Annotated in this window: 5 protein-coding genes; 4 read left to right on the top strand and 1 reads right to left on the bottom strand. The window is 73.8% G+C overall.

Annotated elements, in window-relative coordinates; genetic code table 11:
• Positions 1-200: 200 nt before the first annotated feature.
• Entirely contained in the window at positions 201-1,841 is a 1,641-nt protein-coding gene (locus OG403_RS36535; RefSeq protein ID WP_329572894.1) for an MFS transporter, read from the top strand.
• 102 nt (positions 1,842-1,943) lie between these two features.
• Here the strand turns inward: OG403_RS36535 and OG403_RS36530 are convergent, their stop codons facing one another.
• Entirely contained in the window at positions 1,944-2,705 is a 762-nt protein-coding gene (locus OG403_RS36530; protein ID WP_329572892.1) for a TetR/AcrR family transcriptional regulator C-terminal domain-containing protein, read from the bottom strand.
• A 597-nt stretch (positions 2,706-3,302) separates the two neighbouring features.
• On the opposite strand from OG403_RS36530, the gene OG403_RS36525 reads away from it, so the two are divergent.
• The 3 genes from OG403_RS36525 to OG403_RS36515 all read left to right on the top strand — a co-directional run bounded on the left by OG403_RS36525 (position 3,303) and on the right by OG403_RS36515 (position 21,290).
• Complete coding sequence (locus tag OG403_RS36525) at positions 3,303-4,541, top strand: cytochrome P450 (protein ID WP_329572890.1); 1,239 nt, start codon at positions 3,303-3,305, stop codon at positions 4,539-4,541.
• A gap of 14 nt (positions 4,542-4,555) precedes the next feature.
• Positions 4,556-4,768 (top strand): ferredoxin, encoded by a 213-nt coding sequence (locus tag OG403_RS36520; protein ID WP_329572888.1) that lies wholly within the window; start codon positions 4,556-4,558, stop codon positions 4,766-4,768.
• A gap of 232 nt (positions 4,769-5,000) precedes the next feature.
• Entirely contained in the window at positions 5,001-21,290 is a 16,290-nt protein-coding gene (locus OG403_RS36515) for a type I polyketide synthase (protein WP_329572886.1), read from the top strand.
• Positions 21,291-21,292: the final 2 nt, after the last annotated feature.

The raw sequence follows: 21,292 nt of genomic DNA, 5'->3' as shown, positions 1-21,292 counted from the left end.
ACAAACTGAAATGTCTCACACAGCAGCCAGCCGCTCGGGCGGCGTGATCGCCCCATCCGCCCGGCACCGACGCTCCCGCCGCCGCACCCCTCCTCCTCAACCCGCCTCGACCTCACCACACCCAAAGAGCACGTGACACGCAGATGCGTACCTGATACGCTATGCGTGCCACGTACGCAGAGAGGAACTGGACGATTGCCATGTCAGAACTGAAGCCCAAGGCAGGAATCAAGGAGTGGTTCGGCCTCACGGTGATCATCCTGGTCACCCTGCTGGTCGCCATCGACGTCTCGGTCCTCGGGTTCGCGATCGCCCCGCTGAGCGAGGACCTCTCGCCCAGCGCGACGCAGCTGCTCTGGATCATGGACATCTACAGCTTCGTGCTGGCCGGAACCCTGGTCACGGTGGGTTGGCTGGCCGACCGCGTCGGCCGCCGCCGGCTGCTGCTGATCGGGGCCGCGCTGTTCGGCGTCTCCTCGGCGGTCGCCGCCTTCTCGACCAGCCCCGAGATGCTCATCGCCTCGCGGGCCACCCTGGGCCTGGCCGCGTCGACCCTGACGCCGACCTCGCTCGCGCTGATCCGCAACATGTTCCACGACTCGAAGCAGCGCAAGGGCGCCATCGCGGCCTGGGGCGGCACCCTCACCTCGGGTGCGGCGCTCGGCCCCATCGTCGGCGGCCTGCTGCTGAACAACTTCTGGTGGGGCTCGGTCTTCCTGATCAACACCCCGTTGATGGTCCTGGTCCTGATCCTCGGCCCGTTCCTGCTGCCGGAGTACCGCGACCCGAACCGCGGCAAGCTCGACCTGCTCAGCACCGCCCTGTCGCTGGCCGGCATCATGACGCTGATCTACGGGTTCAAGGACATCGTGATCAACGGCTACAGCCAGAGCTCGGCGATCTGCGCCGGCGTCGGCGCCGTCCTGCTGCTCGCCTTCGTGATCCGCCAGAGCCGGTCCGCCAGCCCGATGATCAACGTCTCGCTGTTCCGCAACGGCGGCTTCAGCGGCGCGGTGATCACCAACATGATGATCGCCTTCGCCCTGATGGGCAGCAGCGTCCTGACCAACCAGTACCTGCAGATGGTGCTCGGCTACTCCCCGCTCAAGGCCGCCCTCTGGTCCCTCGCACCGATGCCCGTCATCGGCATCGCGGTCGGCCTGACCCCCGCACTGAGCCGCAAGGTCCGCCCGGCGAAGATCATCGGCGGGGCGCTGTTGATCATCACGGCCGGCTTCGGCGTGCTGACCCAGGTCAAGGTGGACTCCAACATCGCCGTGGTCCTGGTCGGCGTGGGCCTGCTGGCCGGCGGCATGGTGGCCTGCAAGACCCTGGCCGCCGAGATCGTGGTCACCTCCGCTCCGCCGGAGCAGGCCGGCTCCTCGGTCGCCGTCTCGGAGACCTTCACCGAGTTCGGCATCGCGATGGGCTTCGCCACCCTCGGCAGCATCGGGTCGGCCATCTACCGGCACGACATGTCCCACGTCAGCCCGGCCGGCGTCACCGGCGACGCGCTGACGGCGCTGCGCAACACCATCGGCGGCGCGGCCAACGTGGCCTCCGGCCTGTCCCACAGCGCAGGCGGCCAACTGCTCTCGGCCAGCCAGAGCGCCTTCACCCACGGCCTGCAGATCGCCTCCATCGCCGGCGTCGGCCTGATGGCCTTCACCGCCCTGCTCGCCTCGTTCCTGCTGCGCAAGACTCCCATCGAGGGTGCCCTGCCCGGTGCTCTGGAGGCGGCGCAGGAGGGCGGGTACGACGAGTTCGACAGCCCCGGATCCATCGCCTGGGCGGACGACACCCCGGCCGCCGTCCAGCACTCTTCGGCCGCCTACCGGTGAGTGGCAGACCGGCCCGAAGAGCCCCCGAAGAGGTCCGCTCCCGAACACCGGAAGGTGTCGGGAGCGGACCTCTCCACTTGTGCGCCCGCGCGGGCGTTCCGGCTACCCCAGCGGGTTCTCCCCGGCCCGGACCCGGACCAGCACCTCGACGCCGTCCAGGACCCGCTGCAGCCCGAAGCCGAAGTCGTCCTCGGTGCTCTCGAAGGTCCCCGCCTCGATCAGCTCGCGCACCGCGGGGAAGGTCTCGGCGGTGACGAACTTGTCCATCGCCTGGCCGTAGTTGGCCATCAGCTCGGCCTCGCTGACGTTCTCGCTGACCAGTCCCATGGACAGCTGGGCGTTGTTGCGCACGTAGCCGACCATCAGCAGCATCACCGAGAGCTTCTCGTTGGGCGTCAGCCCGGTGCGGCCGAGGGTGCGCAGCCCGCGCTCCAGCCAGCTCATCTGCCCCGGCTCCAGCGGCGGTCCGCTGACCGGGATCTGCAGCATCCACGGGTGCCGGCGGAAGACCTCCAGGAAGGCCCTGGCCCACTGCTCCAGCCCGGCCCGCCAGTGGCGGTCGCCGTCCTCGAGCTCGGGCGGCATCCCGTAGGCCATGTCGACCATCAGCGCCTGCAGTTCGTCCTTGCTGGACACGTGCCGGTAGAGCGACATCGTCGCGGAGTCGAGCCGCTCGGCGATCCGGGCCATGGACAGCGTCCCGAGGCCGAACTCGTCCGCGAACCCGATCGCCGCGGTGACGATGCGGGACGTGCTCAGGCCGGTTCGGCCGCGCTGCTCCCGCTCCCGCAGATCCCACAGCACGTGGATGCTGCCCGGCAGTCCTGCGCCCGCATCGCTGGTCGTGGAGCGTTCCGCCTTCATACGTCCTCTTCGAGAGATCCGATGCGTATCACGCACGCATTTATGTCCATCGTAAGCGGCGCGAGCCGTTGTGAGTAGCCGGTACGCAGGCCGATCGACGCCAGACACCCCTGCCCGAGCTGGCCGGAGCGCATGATTCCGGTACCGGAGCGTACCGGGATTCCGGCTGTTCCGCTGTCGGATTCGAGCGGCCGCGCCGCGGCGCCGGTGGATCCAATTCCGCTTGAAAGCCGCTCGACGACCGCTCGAATTCCACTCGAATCGCCGTGGAGTTTCGCCGGGCCGGAGAGCCGCCGAATCCGGTCGGCAGAACCGGCCCGGCGGCACTTTTGGCCGCCGGCTCCATCGAAACCGCTGCCGATCCGGCCCGCAATTGCCACCGCCCCCAGCACCCGGTCTTTCGGCCCCTAATGTCACCGGTCGGCGCGGTCGCCGGCAGCACCCCTGAGCGGCAAATTAGGGGTTTTGGCGGCCGGGAAATAGAAGGAGTCTGCCTGGGGTGAACTCCGTTCCGGCGGACGCCCCGGCCACGACTCAGACCGATCGATAAAAGACCGTGACGCACACCGTGCGGGCGGGCGGATGAGAGAAGGAAAAATGACGGAACTCACCACGACGCGGTCGGAGACGCAGGTGCGTCCGTTCCCGCTGCAGCGAGGCTGCCCGATGCGGCCGGCCCCCGAGTACGCGGTGCTGCGCGAGACCGAGCCGGTCTCCCGGGTGAAGCTGAAGTTCAACGGCCGCGAGGCCTGGCTGCTGACCCGCTACGAGGACATGCAGGCGGTGCTGCGCGACCCCCGCTTCGACTCGGACATCGCCGCCCCCGGCTACCCACTGCAGTTCGGGTTCCCGCTGGAGCTGCTGGAGCAGGGCATCGTGGGCCGGACGCTGTTCCACATGGACCCGCCCGTGCACACCAAGCACCGCATGATGCTGATGCCGGAGCTGACCGCCAAGAAGGTCGAGGCCATGCGGCCCCGGACCCAGGAGCTGGTCGACGAGCTGATCGACGCGATGGTGGCCAAGGGCGGCCCGATCGACGCCGTCGAGGCCCTGACGATGCCGCTGCCGTCGATCGCGATGATCGAACTGCTCGGCGTGCCCAGCGAGTACACCAACCTCTTCCACCGCTGGATGACCTCGCTGGTGACCCAGGCCACCCCGGAGGAGCACGCGACGCTCAACGGCGACGTCGAGGTGCTGCTGCACCGGCTGATCGCCGAGCGCACCGAGCAGCCCGCCGACGACCTGATCAGCCGGCTGATCCAGCGCAACGAGGAGCGGGGCGGCGAGCTCAGCACGCTCGACATCAGCGCGCTGGCCCGGATCATGATCGCGGGCGGTCACGAGAGCACCATGAACGGCATGACGATGGCCATCACGGTGCTGCTCAACCACCCCGAGCAGGTCGAGATCCTGCGCGAGCACCCCGAGCTGGCCGGCCAGGCCGTCGACGAGCTGATGCGCTACAGCAGCGTCTCCGACCACGGCACCGTGCGCGTCGCCAAGGAGGACGTGGAGCTCGGCGGCGTCCTGATCAAGGCCGGCGACGGCGTCATCTGCTCGCTGCAGGCGGCCGACAGCGACCCCTCGGTCTTCCCCGACCCGGACCGGCTCGACTTCCACCGCGAGAACGCCGCCGACAACATCGCGTTCGGCTCCGGCCACCACCGCTGCGCCGGCCAGGTCCTGGTCCGGATGCAGATGGAGGTGCTGTTCACCACGCTGCTGCGCCGCCTGCCGGGGCTGCGGCTGGCCGTGCCCGTCGAGGAGCTGCCGTTCAAGGACGAGCGGGCGCTGATCGAGGGCCTGCACGAGCTGCCGATCACCTGGTAATGGAGGAAACGTTCATGCTGCAAGTCATCATCGACAAGGACGTCTGCGTGGCCTGCGGGGCCTGTGTGCTCGCCGGTCCCGACGTCTTCGACCAGGACGAGGACGGCCAGGCCATCCTCATCATCGATGAGCCCGATGAGTCGCTGCGCGTGCAGATCATCGACTCCATCGACGCGTGCCCCGTCCAGGCCCTGAGCCTGGTCGAACCGGCGCACCTCGCCGACTGAGAGCACCACCGGCCGCGACACCGTCGGCCACCGCCCCACCGGCCGCGACACCACCGGCCACCCCGATCCGTCCTTCGGGCCGTTCGGCAGAGTTTCGGCCCTCACCCGGCCCACCTGAACAGATCAGCCCCGTCCGCCCGGTGATGACGCCTCGTCACCGGGCGGACGGCGAGCGTCCTGGACCACTGATGTTCCCTCCGTCCGCTGCGGACAACGAGTGTGTGGAGTGCAGATGACTGAGCCCGGAAACCACGGCATCCACGGCGGGCCGGCCGGTGAGGCCGCGGCCGACGCGGCGGCGGAGTCCCCGCTCGTACGTGAGCTGGCGGCGCTGCCCGCCGCCGAGCAGACGTACGTACTACTCGGCCTGGTGCGCGAGCACACGCTCGCCGTACTGCGGTCGAAGCAGGGCGACCTGCCGCAGGACGCGGCAGCCACGCCCCCGGCCCCGACCTCGGTGGACCCGGACCGCTCCTTCAGGGACCTCGGCCTCGACTCGGTCGCCCTGCTGGAGCTGCAGACCCGGCTGAACCGGGCCACCGGCCTCACCATGCCGCCGACCGTCGCCTTCGACCACCCGTCCCCGGCCGACCTCGCCGCCCACCTGCGCACCGAGGTCCTCGGCCTGCCCGACCACGTGGCACCGGTCGTGCGCGCGGCGGCGGCGAGCGACGAGCCGATCGCCATCGTGGGCATCGGCTGCCGCTACCCCGGCGGGGTGGCCTCGCCGGAGGACCTGTGGCGGCTGGTCGCGGCCGGCGAGCACGTGCGCGACCCGTTCCCCGAGGACCGCGGCTGGGACCTCGACACACTCTTCTCCGACGACCCCACCACCCCCGGCACCACCTACCTGCGGCACGGCGGATTCCTGCCGGACGCCGCCGAGTTCGACGCGGACTTCTTCGGCATCAGCCCGCGCGAGGCCCTCGCGATGGACCCGCAGCAGCGGCTGGTGCTGGAGACCGTGTGGGAGGCGATCGAGCGGGCCGGCATCGACCCGGGCTCGCTGCGCGGCAGCGCGGCCGGCGTGTTCATCGCCGCCGAGCCGCAGGAGTACGCGATGCGGCTCCACGAAGCCCCGGACGGCCTGGACGGCTACCTGCTCAGCGGCAACACCCCGAGCGTCATCTCCGGCCGGGTCAGCTACGTGCTCGGCCTGGCCGGCCCCGCGCTGACCGTCGACACCGCCTGCTCCGGCTCGCTGGTCGGCCTGCACCTGGCCATCCAGTCCCTGCAGCGCGGCGAGTCCACCCTGGCGGTGGCCGGCGGCGTGGCCGTGATGGGCAGCCCAGGCACCTTCACCGCCTTCAGCCGGCAGCGCGGCCTGGCACCCGACGGCACGGTCAAGGCCTTCGCCGCGGCCGCCGACGGCACCGCCTTCGCCGAGGGCGTCGGCGTCTTCGTGCTGGAGCGGCTCTCCGACGCGCAGGCCAACGGCCACCCGGTGGTCGGCGTGATCCGCGGCTCCGCGATCAACCAGGACGGCGCCTCCAACGGCCTGACCGCCCCCAGCGGACGGGCCCAGCAGCAGGTCATCCGGCAGTCCCTGGCCAACGCCGGACTCACCGGCGCCCAGGTCGACGCGGTCGAGGCGCACGGCACCGGCACCACGCTCGGCGACCCGATCGAGGCCCAGGCGCTGCTGGCCACCTACGGCAGGGACCGGGGCGAGGCCGCACCGCTGCGGCTCGGCTCGGTCAAGTCCAACATCGGCCACACCCAGGCCGCCGCCGGCTCGGCCGGCATCATCAAGATGCTCATGGCGATGCGCCACGAGCTGCTGCCCAGCACCCTGCACGTCGACCAGCCCACCCCCAACGTCGACTGGTCGGCCGGCCAGGTGGAGCTGCTGACCGAGCCGCTGGCCTGGCCCAAGGGCACCGAGCCCCGGCGCGCGGGCGTCTCCTCGTTCGGCGTCAGCGGCACCAACGCGCACCTGATCATCGAGGAGCCGCCCACCGCCGAGGCCGCGCGGCAGGCCGGGGGCAGCGCCCCGCAGGCCGCCGGCCCGGTCGCGCTGGTGGTCTCCGGCGCCACCGAGACCGCGCTGCGCGCGCAGGCCGAGCGCCTGCTGGCCCGCGTCGAGGCGGACACCGAGCTGGCCCCCGCCGACCTCGCGCTGTCCCTGGCCACCTCCCGTGCCACGCTGCGCCACCGCGCCGTGCTGGTGGCCGAGGACCGCGACGAGACGCTGACCGCGCTGCGCGCCCTGGCCTCGGGCCAGGAGTCGCCGGCCGTCGCGCTGGGCGGTGCCGGGACCGGCCGCCTGGCCTTCCTCTTCACCGGCCAGGGCAGCCAGCGCGCCGCCATGGGCCGGGCGCTGTACGACACCGAGCCGGTCTTCGCCGCCGCCCTCGACGAGGCGGCCGGCCACCTCGACCTGCAGCTCGACCGCCCGCTGCGCGAGATCCTGTTCGCCGCGGACGGCACCCCCGAGAGCGCGCTGCTCGACCAGACCGGGTACGCGCAGGCCGCGCTGTTCGCCGTCGAGGTGGCGCTGTTCCGGCTGCTCGAGTCCTGGGGGGTGCGCCCCGACCACGTGGCGGGCCACTCCATCGGCGAGCTGGCCGCCGCGCACGTCGCGGGCGTGCTGTCGCTGGACGACGCGGCGACCCTGGTGGCCGCGCGCGGTCGCCTGATGCAGGCGCTGCCCGCCGGCGGCGCCATGGTGGCGGTGACGGCCTCCGAGGAGGCGGTGGCCGCGCTGCTCGGCGGCGGGTCGGACCAGGTGAGCATCGCCGCGGTCAACGGCCCGCAGTCCGTGGTCGTCTCGGGCGAGGCGGCGGCGGTCGAGGAGCTGGCGGCCCGGCTTGAGGCCGCGGGTCACCGCACCAAGCGGCTGCGGGTCTCGCACGCCTTCCACTCCCCGCTGATGGAGCCGATGCTGGCGGAGTTCCGGCAGCTCGCCCAGATCCTGGACTACCGCGCGCCGCGCATCCCGGTGGTCTCCACCCTCACCGGGCGCGCCGCCACCGCCGAGGAGCTCTGCTCCCCCGAGTACTGGGTGCGCCACGTGCGCGAGGCGGTCCGCTTCCACGACGGCGTCCGCACCCTGGCCGACCTCGGCGTCACCACCTTCCTGGAGATCGGCCCCGACCCGGTGCTCTCCGGCCTGGGCCGCGAGATCCTCCAGGACTCCGCCGCCACCGAGTTCGTCGGCTCGCTGCGCCGCGGCCTCGACGAGCGGCGCCAGCTGCTCGGCGCGCTGGCCCGGGTGCACGCCCGCGGCGCCCGGGTGGACTGGCCGGCCTTCTTCGCCGGCCGCGGCGCCCGCCAGGTCGAGCTGCCCACCTACGCGTTCCAGCGGGAGCGCTTCTGGCTGTCCGCGCCGCTCTCGCGCGGCGAGGCGAGCGGCCTGGGCCAGGTCGCCGTGGACCACCCGCTGCTGGGTGCGGTGGTGTCGCTGGCCGGCACCGGGACCACGGTCCTCACCGGCCGGGTCTCGCCGCGCTCGCAGGGCTGGCTCGCCGACCACGTGATCGCGGGCAGCACCCTGCTGCCGGGCACCGCCTTCGTCGAGCTCGCGCTGCGCGCGGGCGAGGAGACCGGCTGCGCCCACCTCGATGAGCTGATCATGGAGGCCCCGCTCGTCCTGCCCGCCACCGGCGGGGTCGCGCTGCAGATCGTCGTCGAGCCGGCCGGCCCCGACGGCCGCCGCGCGATCACCTTCCACTCCCGCGACGAGGACGCCCCGGCCGACGCCCCGTGGAGCCGCAACGCCTCCGGCGTGCTGACCGCGCGCGGCACCGCCGCCCACCCGTTCGACGCGGCCGTCTGGCCGCCGCGCGGCGCCGAGGCGGTGGACCTCACCGGCCTCTACGCCGAGATGGCCGCGCAGGGCTACGGCTACGGCCCGGCCTTCCACGGCCTGAGCGCCGTGTGGCGCGGCACCGGCGAGGTGTTCGCCGAGGTGGCGCTGCCGACTCAGGTCGCCGACCAGGCCGGCTCCTTCGGCCTGCACCCGGCCCTGCTGGACGCCGTCCTGCAGGCCACCGACTTCGCCTCGCCCGAGCCCGTGGGCCAGGGCCCCCGCCTGCCGTTCGCCTGGTCGGGCGTCAGCCTGTACGCCACCGGTCCGGCCGCGCTGCGGGTGCGGATCACCGCCACCGGCGCCGACTCGGTGGCGCTGGACCTGGCTGGCCCGGACGGCGCGCCGGTCGGCCGGGTCGACTCCTTCACCGTGCGGCCGCTCGACCCGGAGCGGCTGCGCGCCACGCACCGCGACGCGCTCTTCCAGCTGCGCTGGACGCCCGCCCCGCTGCCCGCCCCGGGCGCGGACGCGCCGCTGACCGTCGCCCACCCCTGCCCGGCGGCCCTGGCCGAGGCCGACCTGCCCGAGCAGGTGCTGACCGCGACCGGCGAGGTGCTCGACGCGCTGCGCTCCTGGCTGGCCGACGAGCGCTCCGCCACCGGCCGACTGGTCGTCCTCACCCGCCGGGCGGTCGCCGTCACGCCGGGCGAGCCGACCGACCTCGCCCAGGCGCCGGTGTGGGGCCTGGTGCGCTCCGCGCAGGCCGAGCACCCGGGCCGGTTCGTGCTGCTGGACTCCGACGGCTCGATCGACGACGCGCAGCTGACGCGGCTCGCGGCCGGCCTGGACGAGAGCGAGGCGGCCGTCCGGGACGGCGAGTTCCTCGTGCCGCGCCTGGCCACCCTGTCCGGCGGCGAGAGCCGCCCGGCGCCGTGGGGGCCGGACGGCACGGTGCTGATCACCGGCGGCACCGGCGGCGTCGCCGCCACCGTGGCCCGCCACCTGGTCACCGAGCACGGCGTGCGCCACCTGCTGCTCACCAGCCGGCGCGGCGCCGACGCGCCGGGCGCCGGTGAACTCTCGGCCGAGCTGGCCGGGCTGGGCGCCGAGGTCGAGGTGGCCGCGCTCGACGTGGCCGACCGCCACGCCATCGCCGCCCTGCTGGCCGCGATCCCCGCCGAGCACCCGCTGACCGCCGTGGTGCACGCGGCCGGGGTGCTCGACGACGGCCTGATCGACTCGCTCGACCACGAGCGGCTGGCGACCGTGCTGCGCCCCAAGGTCGACGGGGCCTGGTACCTGCACGAGCTGACCCAGGACCTGGACCTGGCCGCGTTCGTCCTGTTCTCCTCCACGGCGACCTTCCTGGACGGCGCCGGCCAGGGCAACTACGCGGCGGCGAACCTCTTCCTCGACGCGCTCGCCGCCCACCGCCGCGCCGCCGGCCTGCCCGCCACCTCGCTCGCCTGGGGTCTGTGGACCGGTGTCGGCGGCATGGGCGGACAGCTCGACGAGGCCGCGCTGCGCCGGATCGACCGCCTGGGCCTGCAGATCCTCTCGCCGGCCGAGAACCTGGCGCTGTTCGACGAGGCGCTGGGCACCGACGCGGACGCCGCGGCCGTGGTGCCCGTCCGGTTCAACCTGCGCACCCTGCAGGCCCGCGCCGCCGAACTCCCAGCCGTGCTGCACGGCCTGGTGCGCCCGGTGCGCCGCGCCGCGGCCGCCGGCACCGCGCCGGTCGACCAGCCGCTGACCCGCAGCCTGGCCGGGCTGTCCCGGGCCGAGCGCGGCGAGGCCCTGCTCGAGCTGGTGCGCACCCAGGTCGCGGCCGTCCTCGGCCACGACGGCGGCCACCGGGTCAGCCCGACCCGCGCGTTCAACGAGATGGGCTTCGACTCGCTGGCCGCCGTGGAACTGCGCAACCGGCTCAGCTCGGCGATCGGCCTGCCGCTCACCGCCACGCTGATCTTCGACTACCCGTCACCGAACGCGCTGGCCGACCACCTCGCGGGCCGGCTCGGCGACCCGGACCAGGACACCCGGTCCGCGGCCCCGGCCGGAGCACTGGCCGCGAGCGACGACGACCCGATCGCGATCGTCGGCATGGCCTGCCGCTACCCGGGCGGCGTGACCTCGCCGGCCGAGCTGTGGCAGCTGGTCCGGGGTGGGGTGGACGCGATCTCCGCGTTCCCCACCGACCGCGGCTGGGACTCCGACGTCTTCGACCCGGAGCCGGGCAAGCCCGGTAAGAGCCGCAGCGACCAGGGCGGTTTCCTCTACCAGGCGGCCGACTTCGACCCCGAGTTCTTCGGCATCAGCCCGCGCGAGGCGCAGGCGATGGACCCGCAGCAGCGCCTGCTGCTGGAGACCGCCTGGGAGACCTTCGAGCGGGCCGGCATCGACCCGCACACCCTGCGCGGCAGCGACACCGGCGTGTTCGCCGGCGTGATGTACCACGACTGGGGCCTGCGCCTGGGCCCGCTGCCCGAGCACCTCGCGGGCTACCACGGCAACGGCAGCCTGGCCAGCGTGGTCTCCGGCCGCGTCGCCTACGCCCTGGGCCTGGAGGGCCCGGCGGTCACCGTCGACACGGCGTGCTCCTCGTCCCTGGTGGCGATGCACTGGGCGGCGCAGGCGCTGCGGCGCGGCGAGTGCGGTCTGGCGCTCGCGGGCGGTGTCACCGTGATGTCCACCCCGGACACCTTCGTGGACATGAGCCGGCAGGGCGGCCTCTCCGCCGACGGCCGGTGCAAGTCCTTCGGCAGCGGCGCGGACGGCACCGGCTGGGGCGAGGGCGTGGGCCTGCTGCTCCTGGAGCGGCTGTCCGACGCCGAGGCCAACGGCCACCAGGTGCTGGGCATCATGCGCGGCTCGGCGGTCAACCAGGACGGTGCGTCCAACGGCCTGACCGCGCCCAACGGCCCCGCCCAGCAGCGGGTCGTGCTGCGCGCGCTGCGGGACGGCGGGCTCACCCCCGCCGACGTCGACGTGGTCGAGGGCCATGGCACCGGCACCACGCTCGGTGACCCGATCGAGGCCCAGGCCCTGCTGGCCACCTACGGCCAGGAGCGGGGCCAGGGCGCACCGCTCTGGCTCGGCTCGATCAAGTCCAACATCGGCCACACCCAGGCCGCCGCCGGTGTCGCCGGTGTCATCAAGATGGTGGAGGCGATGCGCCACGGCGTGCTGCCGAGGACGCTGCACGTGGACGAGCCCTCGCCGCAGGTCGCCTGGGACCAGGGCGCGGTCCAGCTGCTGACCGAGGAGGTCCCCTGGCCGGCCGGTGACCGGCCGCGCCGGGCGGGCGTCTCCTCCTTCGGGATCAGCGGCACCAACGCCCACCTGATCATCGAGGAGCCGCCGGCGGCCACCGCCGAGGCGCAGTCGGTGACGGGCGCTGTGCCGTCGCTGGTGCCGTGGGTGGTGTCGGGTCGTAGCGCGCAGGCGGTGCGGGCCCAGGCGGAGCGGTTGGCCGCGTTCGCCGAGGGGCTGGGGTCGGCTGAGCTGGCGGGTGTCGGTCGTGCGCTGGCCACGCGTCGGGCCCGGCTGGACCACCGTGCGGTGGTGGTGGCCGGGGGGCGTGAGGAGTTGCTGGCGGGTCTGTCCGCGCTGGTGGAGGGTGTGGGGTCGCCGGGTGTGGTGACCGGGTCGGTGCGTGAGGGCAAGTCGGCGTTCGTGTTCACGGGTCAGGGTGCGCAGCGGCTGGGGATGGGCCGTGAGTTGCACGCGGCGTTCCCGGTGTTCGCTGCCGCGTTGGACGAGGCCGTGGCCGCGCTCGATGAGCACTTGGACCGGCCGCTGAAGGATGTGATGTGGGGCGAGGACGCGGAGCTGCTGGCGAGCACTGCCTACACCCAGCCCGCGTTGTTCGCGGTGGAGACGGCGTTGTTCCGTCTGGTGGAGTCGTGGGGGGTGCGTCCGGACTTCCTGGCCGGGCACTCGATCGGTGAGATCACCGCCGCCCACGCCTCCGGCGCCATCACCCTGGCCGACGCCGCCCGCCTGGTCGCCGCCCGTGGGCGTCTGATGCAGGCGCTGCCCGCCGGTGGCGCGATGGCCGCGCTCCAGGCCACCGAGGCCGAGGTCCTGCCGCACCTGACGGACACCGTCGGGATCGCGGCGATCAACAGCCCCTCCTCGGTGGTGGTTTCGGGTGTCGAGGCGGATGTCGAGGCGATCGTCGCCGAGTTCACCGCCCAGGGCCGCAAGACCAGCCGTTTGAAGGTCTCGCACGCCTTCCACTCCCCGCTGATGGACCCGGTCCTCGCCGAGTTCCACCTGGTGGCGGAGAGCATCTCCTACCAGCAGCCGACCATCCCGGTGGTCTCCGGTGTCCACGGCACGATCGCCGAGGACTGGGGCACCCCGGACTACTGGACCCGCCACCTGCGCGAGGCCGTCCGCTTCGCCGACACGGTGACGTTCCTCCACGAGCGCGGTGTCGAGACCTTCCTGGAGCTCGGCCCCGACGCGGTCCTGACCGCGCTCACCCAGAGCACCATCGACAGCGACGAGCCGATCGTCGTGGTCCCGGCCGTGCGCAAGAACCAGCCCGAGGCGCAGACCCTGCTCGCCGCGCTCGGCCGCCTGTTCACCGCCGGCGTCCGGATCGACTGGGCGGCGTACTTCGGTGCGGGCGAGGACCGTTGGGCGGATCTGCCGACCTACGCCTTCCAGCACGAGCGGTACTGGCTGGAGGCCGCCACCGGCGGTGGCGCGGGCGTGGGCTCGGCGGGCCTGGACCCGGTCGCCCACCCGCTGCTGAGCGCCTCGGTGGCCTCCGCCGACTCCGGCGAGGTCGTCCTGACCGGACGCCTGTCCGTCGACACCCAGCCCTGGCTGGCCGACCACGACGTCCTGGGCAGCATCCTCTTCCCCGGCACCGGCTTCGTCGAACTCGCCATCCGCGCCGGCGACCAAGCCGGCTGCGACAAGATCGAAGAACTCCTCCTCGAAGCGCCGCTGATCATCCCGGCCCGTGGCAGCGTGACGCTGCAGGTGCGGGTCGGTGCGGCGGACGGCTCGGGTGCCCGCTCGATCGGCATCCACTCGCGCGCTTCGGCGCCGGACTCGCCGTGGACCCGGCACGCGTACGGCACGCTGGTGCCGAGCGCCGGGGCACCGACCTTCGACCTGACCCAGTGGCCGCCGACCGACGCCACCGCGCTGGAGGTCTCCGGCGCGTACGAGCGGCTGTTCGAGCGCGGTTACGCGTACGGGCCGGTGTTCCAGGGCCTGAAGGCCGCCTGGGTGCGCGGCGACGACGTCTTCGCCGAGGTGGCGCTGCCCGAGCGGTCCCGCGACGAGGCCGCCCGGTTCGGCCTGCACCCCGCGCTGCTCGACGCCGCCATGCACGCCGACCTGCTCGGCGGCAACGGCGCGGCCGAGGGCGCGACCCTGCTGCCGTTCTCCTGGAACGGCGTCACCCTGCACGCGGCCGGCACGTCCGTGCTGCGGGTGCAGATCCGCCGGCTCCGGGGCGACGAGCTCTCGGAGATCCTGGTCGCGGACGAGACCGGCGCCCCGGTGGCGACGGTGGAGTCGCTGGTGTCCCGCCCGGTGTCGCAGGAGCAGCTGGCAGCGGCCTCGGACGGCGCGGCGGCGGCCCTGCACCGCGTCGAGTGGCTGCGGACCGGCGCCCCTGCGGAGGCCGGCGCGACCGATCTCCCGATCCACCTGGTCCCGGTCCCGGCCGACGGCAGCGCCGCCGCCCGGGTCCGCACGACCGTGGCCGCCGTACTCCCCCGGCTCCAGGAGTGGCTGGCCGATCAGGCCTCGGCCACGACGCGGCTCGCCGTGGTGACCCGCGGGGCGTTCGCCGTCCTGCCGGGCGAGGACGTCGACCCGGCGCAGACCGCCGTGTGGGGTCTGGTCCGGGCCGCCGAGGCGGAGAACCCGGGGCGTTTCGTCCTGGTCGACGTCGCGGCCGGCACGGCCGACCCGCAGGCGCAGGCCGTCGCCGCGCTGGCGTCCGGCGAGAGCGAGAGCGCGGTCCGGGCCGGTGAGGTGCGGGTTCCGCGCCTGAACCGGATCCCCGCACCCGCTGCCGCGCCGACCTGGAGCGCCACCGGGACCGTGCTGATCACCGGGGGGACCAGCGGTCTGGGTGCCCTGGTGGCCCGTCGCCTGGTCGCCGAACACGGTGTCCGGCACCTGCTGCTCACCAGCCGGCGCGGCGCCGACGCGCCGGGTGCCGGTGAACTCTCGGCCGAGCTGGCCGAGTTGGGTGCCTCGGTCGAGGTGGTCGCGCTCGACGTGACCGACCGCGCGGCGTTCGCCACCGTGCTTGCCGGGATCGCCGAGGACCGTCCGCTCAGCGCGGTGGTGCACGCCGCCGCCGTCGCGGGCGGCGGGCTGGTCGGCTCGCTGACCACGCAGGGCTTCGAGGCGGTGCTGCGGCCGAAGACCGACGGCGCCTGGAACCTGCACGAGCTGACCCGGGACCTGGACCTGACGGCCTTCGTCCTCTTCTCCTCCGCCGGCGGCTCGGTGCTCGCCGCCGGGCAGGCCGACTACGCCGCGGCGAACGCCTTCCTCGACGGCCTGGCGGCCCACCGCCAGGCCCAGGGGCTGCCCGCCACGGCGCCGGCCTTCGGCATGTGGGAGATCAGCACCGGCCTGGGCGGCGACCTCACGGACGCCGACCTGGAGCGGATGAAGCGGCTGGGCCTGCCCGCCCTGTCGGTCGCCGAGGGCCTGGCCCTCTTCGACGCGGCCGTCGCGGGCACGGACGCCGTGGTGCTGCCGCTCAAGCTCGACGCCGCGGCGCTGGCCGCGCGCGGCGAGGACCTGCCGGCGCTGCTGCGCGGCAAGGTGCGCGGACCGGTGCGCCGGACCGCGCAGGCCCAGGCCGTGGAGTCCAGCGAGCTGGAGCGCCGCCTGGCCGGCGTGTCGGAGCAGGAGCGCGGCCGGATCGTCCTGGAGCTGGTCCGCTCCCAGGTGGCCTCGGTGCTCGGACACGCGTCGGCCGACGCGGTGGGGCCGGAGACGGCCTTCCGCGAGCAGGGCTTCGACTCGCTCGCCGCGGTCGAACTGCGCAACGCGCTGAGCGCCGCCACCGGTCTGCGGCTGCCGGCCACGCTGGTCTTCGACTACCCCAACACCCGCGCGGTGGCGGAGTTCATCGTCGGCAAGCTGTCGTCCACCCCGGCGGTCGCCACCCCGGCGGCCCCGGTCCGCACGAGCACGACCGACACCGACGACCCGATCGCGATCGTCGCGATCAGCTGCCGCTTCCCCGGCGGGGTGCGCTCCGCCGAGGAGCTGTGGGACCTGGTCGCCGAAGGCCGGGACGCCATCGCCGAGTTCCCGGCCGACCGCGGCTGGGACGCCAGTGCCATCTACGACCCGGAGCCCGGCCTGCCCGGCAAGACCTACGCGAAGGACGGCGGCTTCCTCTACGACGCCGCCGAGTTCGACGCGGAGTTCTTCGGCATCATGCCCAAGGAGGCCCTCGCGATGGACCCGCAGCAGCGCCTGCTGCTGGAGTCCGCCTGGGAGACCTTCGAGCGGGCGGGCATCGACCCGCAGTCCGTGCGCGGCAGCCGGACCGGTGTGTACGTCGGCATCATGTACCACGAGTACGGCAGCCGGCTGAGCGAGGTGCCCGAGGACATCGCGGCCTACCTCGGCAACGGCAGCGCGGGCAGCATCGCCTCGGGCCGGGTGGCCTACACCCTCGGCCTGGAGGGCCCGGCGGTCACCGTCGACACCGCGTGCTCCTCGTCCCTGGTGAGCCTGCACATGGCCTGCCAGGCGCTGCGCTCCGGCGAGGTCAGCATGGCGCTGGCCGGCGGTGTCACCGTGATGCCGACGCCGGACCTGTTCATCGACTTCAGCCAGCAGCGCGGGCTGGCCGCCGACGGCCGCTCGAAGGCCTTCGCCGGGGCCGCCGACGGCACCAGCTGGGCCGAGGGCATCGGGCTGCTCCTGGTGGAGCGGCTCTCCGAGGCCGAGGCCAACGGCCACCCGGTGCTCGCCGTGATCCGCGGCTCCGCCATCAACCAGGACGGTGCGTCCAACGGTCTGACGGCGCCCAACGGTCCCTCGCAGCAGCGGGTGATCCAGCAGGCGCTCGCCGCGGCCGGGCTGACCACGGCCGACGTGGACGCGGTCGAGGGCCACGGCACCGGCACCAGGTTGGGTGACCCGATCGAGGCGCAGGCGCTGCTGGCGACCTACGGCCAGGACCGGGAGGCGGACAAGCCGCTCTGGCTCGGCTCGATCAAGTCGAACATCGGCCACGCGCAGGCGGCGGCCGGCGTCAGCGGCATCGTCAAGATGGTGATGGCGCTGCGCAACGAGGTGCTGCCGAAGACCCTGCACGTGGACCAGCCCTCCCCGCACGTGGACTGGACGGCCGGCAACGTCAAGCTGCTGACCGAGCCCGTCCAGTGGCCGGCCGGTGAGCGCCCGCGTCGCGCGGCCGTCTCCTCCTTCGGCCTGAGCGGCACCAACGCCCACGTGATCCTGGAGGAGGCGCCGCAGCGCGGCCAGGCGCAGCCGGAGCCCGACGCGGCCCCGGTGGCCCCGGTGGCCCCGGCGGCTTCCGCGCCGGTGGTGCTGACGCTGTCCGCCAAGAACCCGAAGGCGCTGCCCGGACAGGCCGAGGCGCTGCGCGCGCACCTGGCGGCCCACCCGGAGCAGTCGCTCCAGGACGTCGGCTACTCGCTGGCGACCTCGCGTGCGGCGCTCGACCACCGCGCGGTGGTCCTCGCCGAGGACCACGAGGGCGCCGTGGCGGAGCTGGCGAAGCTCGCCGAGGGGAGCGGTTCGGCGGGTGTGGTCGCGGGTGGCCGGGTGGACGGCGCTACGGCGTTCGTGTTCACCGGTCAGGGTGCGCAGCGGCTCGGGATGGGCCGTGAGCTGTACGGCGCGTTCCCGGTGTTCGCTACCGCGCTGGACGAAGCCGTGGCCGCGCTCGACGCCTACCTCGAGATTCCGCTGAAGGACGTGATGTGGGGCGAGGACGCGGAGCTGCTGGCCGGCACCGCGTACACCCAGCCCGCGCTGTTCGCCGTCGAGACCGCGCTGTTCCGTCTGGTGGAGTCGTGGGGGGTGCGTGCGGACTTCCTGGCCGGGCACTCGATCGGTGAGATCACCGCCGCCCACGCCTCCGGCGCGATCGGTCTGGAGGACGCGGCCCGCCTGGTCGCGGCCCGTGGCCGGTTGATGCAGGCGCTGCCGGCCGGTGGCGCGATGGCCGCGCTCCAGGCGACCGAGGCCGAGGTCCTGCCGCACCTGACGGACACCGTCGGGATCGCGGCGATCAACAGCCCCTCCTCGGTGGTGGTTTCGGGTGTCGAGGCGGATGTCGAGGCGATCGTCGCCGAGTTCACCGCCCAGGGCCGCAAGACCAGCCGTTTGAAGGTCTCGCACGCCTTCCACTCCCCGCTGATGGACCCGGTCCTCGCCGAGTTCCACCTGGTCGCCGAGAGCATCACCCGCAGCCGGCCCACCATCCCGGTGGTCTCCGGCGTGCACGGTGAGGTGACCGAGGACTGGGGCACTCCCGAGTACTGGACCCGCCACCTGCGCGAGGCCGTCCGCTTCGCCGACACGGTCACCCACCTGCACGGACGCGGCGTGACCCGGTTCCTGGAGCTGGGCCCGGACGCGATCCTGACCGCGCTCACCCAGAGCACCCTGGACAGCGACACCCCGATCGTCGTCGTCCCGACCGTCCGCAAGAACCAGCCCGAGGCGCAGACCCTCCTGTCGGCCGTGGCCCGCCTCTTCACGGCCGGCACCCGCATCGACTGGGCAGCCTTCCACGCCGGCACCGGCGCCCACCGCCTCGACCTGCCGACGTACGCCTTCCAGCGGAAGGTGTACTGGCTCGACGGCCCGACGGCCCCCGCCGGCGACATCACCGGCCTGGGTCAGCGGGCGGCCGAACACCCGCTGCTGAGCGCGGTGGTGGTCTCCCCGGAGGCCGGCGGTGTGGTGCTGACCAGCAACCTGTCGGTGCGCACCCACCCGTGGCTCGCTGACCACGACGTGCTGGGCACCGTGCTGCTGCCCGGCACCGCCTACATCGAACTGGCCATCCGCGCCGGTGAGGAGGTCGGCTGCGACGTGGTCGACGAGCTCACCATCGAGGCGCTGATGCCGATGCGGGAGGACGGCGGCGGTCTCGCCGTCCAGGTCGTCGTCGATGCCGCCGACCACACCGGCCGGCGCTCGCTGGCCGTGTACTCGCGGCCCGACGACGCGTCACCCGACACCCCGTGGACCCGGCACGCCAGCGGTGTGCTGGCGCCGGGTGCCAAGCCCGCGCCGGCCGCCGAGACCTTCGGCTCGGGCGTCGGGGTCTGGCCGCCGGTGGGCGCGGAGGAGGTCGACATCTCCGATGTGTACGACTACCTGACCGGCCAGGGCTACGGGTACGGGCCGATGTTCCGCGGCCTGCGCGGCATCTGGCGGCGCGGCAAGGAGACGTTCGTCCAGGTCTCGCTGCCCGAGGACAGCCTCGCGGTGGGCGCCGACTACCGGATCCACCCGTCCATCCTCGACGCCTCGCTGAGCGCGACGGACTTCATGGACGGACGCAAGCCGCAGGACGTCGGCGGCACCCAGCTGCCGTTCGCCTGGGAGGGCGTGACGCTGCACGCGGCCGGCTCCTCGCAGCTGCGGGGCCGGATCACCGCGGTGGAGGGCCGCAAGTCGGAGGGCTCCGACGCCGTCCGCCTCGAACTGTCCGACCTGCACGGCACCCCGGTGGCGACCATCGAGTCGCTGGTGGTGCGGCCGGTCACGGCGGCCCGGGTCAACGCCGCCGCGGCGGGCGGGCGCGGTGAGCGCACCTCGATGTTCCACCTGGCCTGGAACCAGCTGCCGCTGGGCGCCAGTGCCGGAGCCGTGGCGAAGGGCTGGGCCGTCCTCGGCGACCTCGGCCACGAGCTGGACGGCGACCTCACCAACTACCCGGACCTGGCCTCGCTCGTCGCCAAGCTCGACGCCGGCGCGGCGGTGCCCGAGGTGGTGGTGCTGCCGGTGGCCGGGACCGAGGCCGACGTCCCGGTCGCGGTCCGGCAGGTGACCGGTGACGTGCTGCGGGTGCTGCAGGGCTGGCTCGCCGACGACCGCTTCGGGCGCTCCCGGCTGGTGATCCTCACCCAGGGTGCCGTCGCCGCCAGGCCCACCGACACGGTGGACCTCGCGCAGGTGCCGGTCTGGGGCCTGCTGCGCTCGGCCGCCGAGGAGAACCCGGGACGCTTCGTCCTGGTGGACACCGACGGCTCGGCCGCCGCCGCCCAGGTGCTGCCCGCGATCATCGCCACCGGTGAGCCGGAGACGGCGGTGCGGGGCAGCGAGGTCAAGTTCCCGCAGCTGGCCCGGGTCTCCGCCGGCCAGGTCGCCTCGGCCCTGCCGTGGCAGCCCGAGGGCACCGTGCTGATCACCGGCGGCACCAGCGGCCTCGGCGCCGTGGTGGCCCGCCACCTGGTCACCGAGCACGGCGTGCGGCACCTGCTGCTCACCAGCCGGCGCGGCGCCGACGCGCCGGGCGCCGGTGAACTCTCGGCCGAGCTAGCCGAGTTGGGTGCCGAGGTGACCATCGCCGCGTGCGACGTGTCGGACCGCGAGGCCGTGGCGGCCCTGGTCGCCTCGGTCTCCGAGGCCCAGCCGCTGACCGCGGTGGTGCACGCGGCGGCCCTGATGGACAACGCGCTCATCTCGCAGCTCACCCCCGAGCAGCTGGACACCGTGCTGCGGCCCAAGGCGGACGCGGCCTGGTACCTGCACGAGGCCACCCGCGACCTGGAGCTGTCGGCCTTCGTGCTCTTCTCCTCCTGCGCCGGACTGGTCGTCGGCGCCGGACAGGCGAACTACGCGGCCGCCAACCGCTTCCTGGACGGCCTCGCCGCGCACCGCCGCGAGCTGGGCCTGCCGGGCACGGCGCTGGCGTTCGGGCTCTGGGAGACCAAGACCGGCCTGGGCGGCGGCGTCAACGAGGCCGACCTCGGGCGGATGCGCTCGCTGGGCCTGCCGGCGCTGACCACCGACGAGGGGCTGCGGCTCTTCGACGAGGCGCTGACCCTGGACGAGGCGTTCATCGCCCCGATCCGGGTCGACGCCGAGGCCCGTGGCGCGGCCCCGGGCGAGCCGCCGGTGCTGCTGCGGGAGGTCCTGAAGCAGGAGCCGGCCGCAGCGGCCCGCAAGGAGGTGCGGGCCCCGTCCGTCACCGCCGCGGTGGCGGCGCCCAGCTCGCAGTCGCTGGAGGAGCAGCTGGCCCGGATGCGGCCGGCCGAGCGGCAGGCGGCGGTGCTGGACCTGATCCGGGCCCAGGTGGCCGCCGTCAGCCACAGCGACCCGGACGGCATCGACGTCAACAAGGGGTTCACCGACCTCGGCCTGGACTCGCTGGCCGCGATCGACCTGCGCAACCGACTGCAGTCGGCCACCGGGATGCGGCTGCCGGCCACCATGATGTTCGACTACCCCAGCCCGGTCGTGATGGCGGAGTTCCTGCTGGAGGAGATCCTTCCGGCACTCGAGGAGTACGAGCAGGTTCCGGACGAGGCCGCACCGCAGGACGAGGAGTCGGTCCGCGAACTGCTCGCCTCGATCCCGGTGGCCACGCTGCGCGACGCCGGGCTGCTGGACGCGCTGCTCAGGCTCGCCCCGGCGGGCCAGGCGGCCCCCGCGGCGCCCGAGACCACAGCGGTCCCGCAGCCGGTGGACCGCAGCGAGGAGATCAAGAGCATGAACATCGACGACCTGGTGCGTGCCGCGCTGGCGTCCGCCGACCCGACTTCGACCGAGGGCTGAGG

Origin of the sequence: Kitasatospora sp. NBC_01266, assembly GCF_036242395.1 — a bacterium.
In the GTDB taxonomy this organism is placed as follows: Bacteria; Actinomycetota; Actinomycetes; order Streptomycetales; family Streptomycetaceae; genus Kitasatospora.
This window is presented reverse-complemented; position numbering and strand designations above follow the sequence as displayed.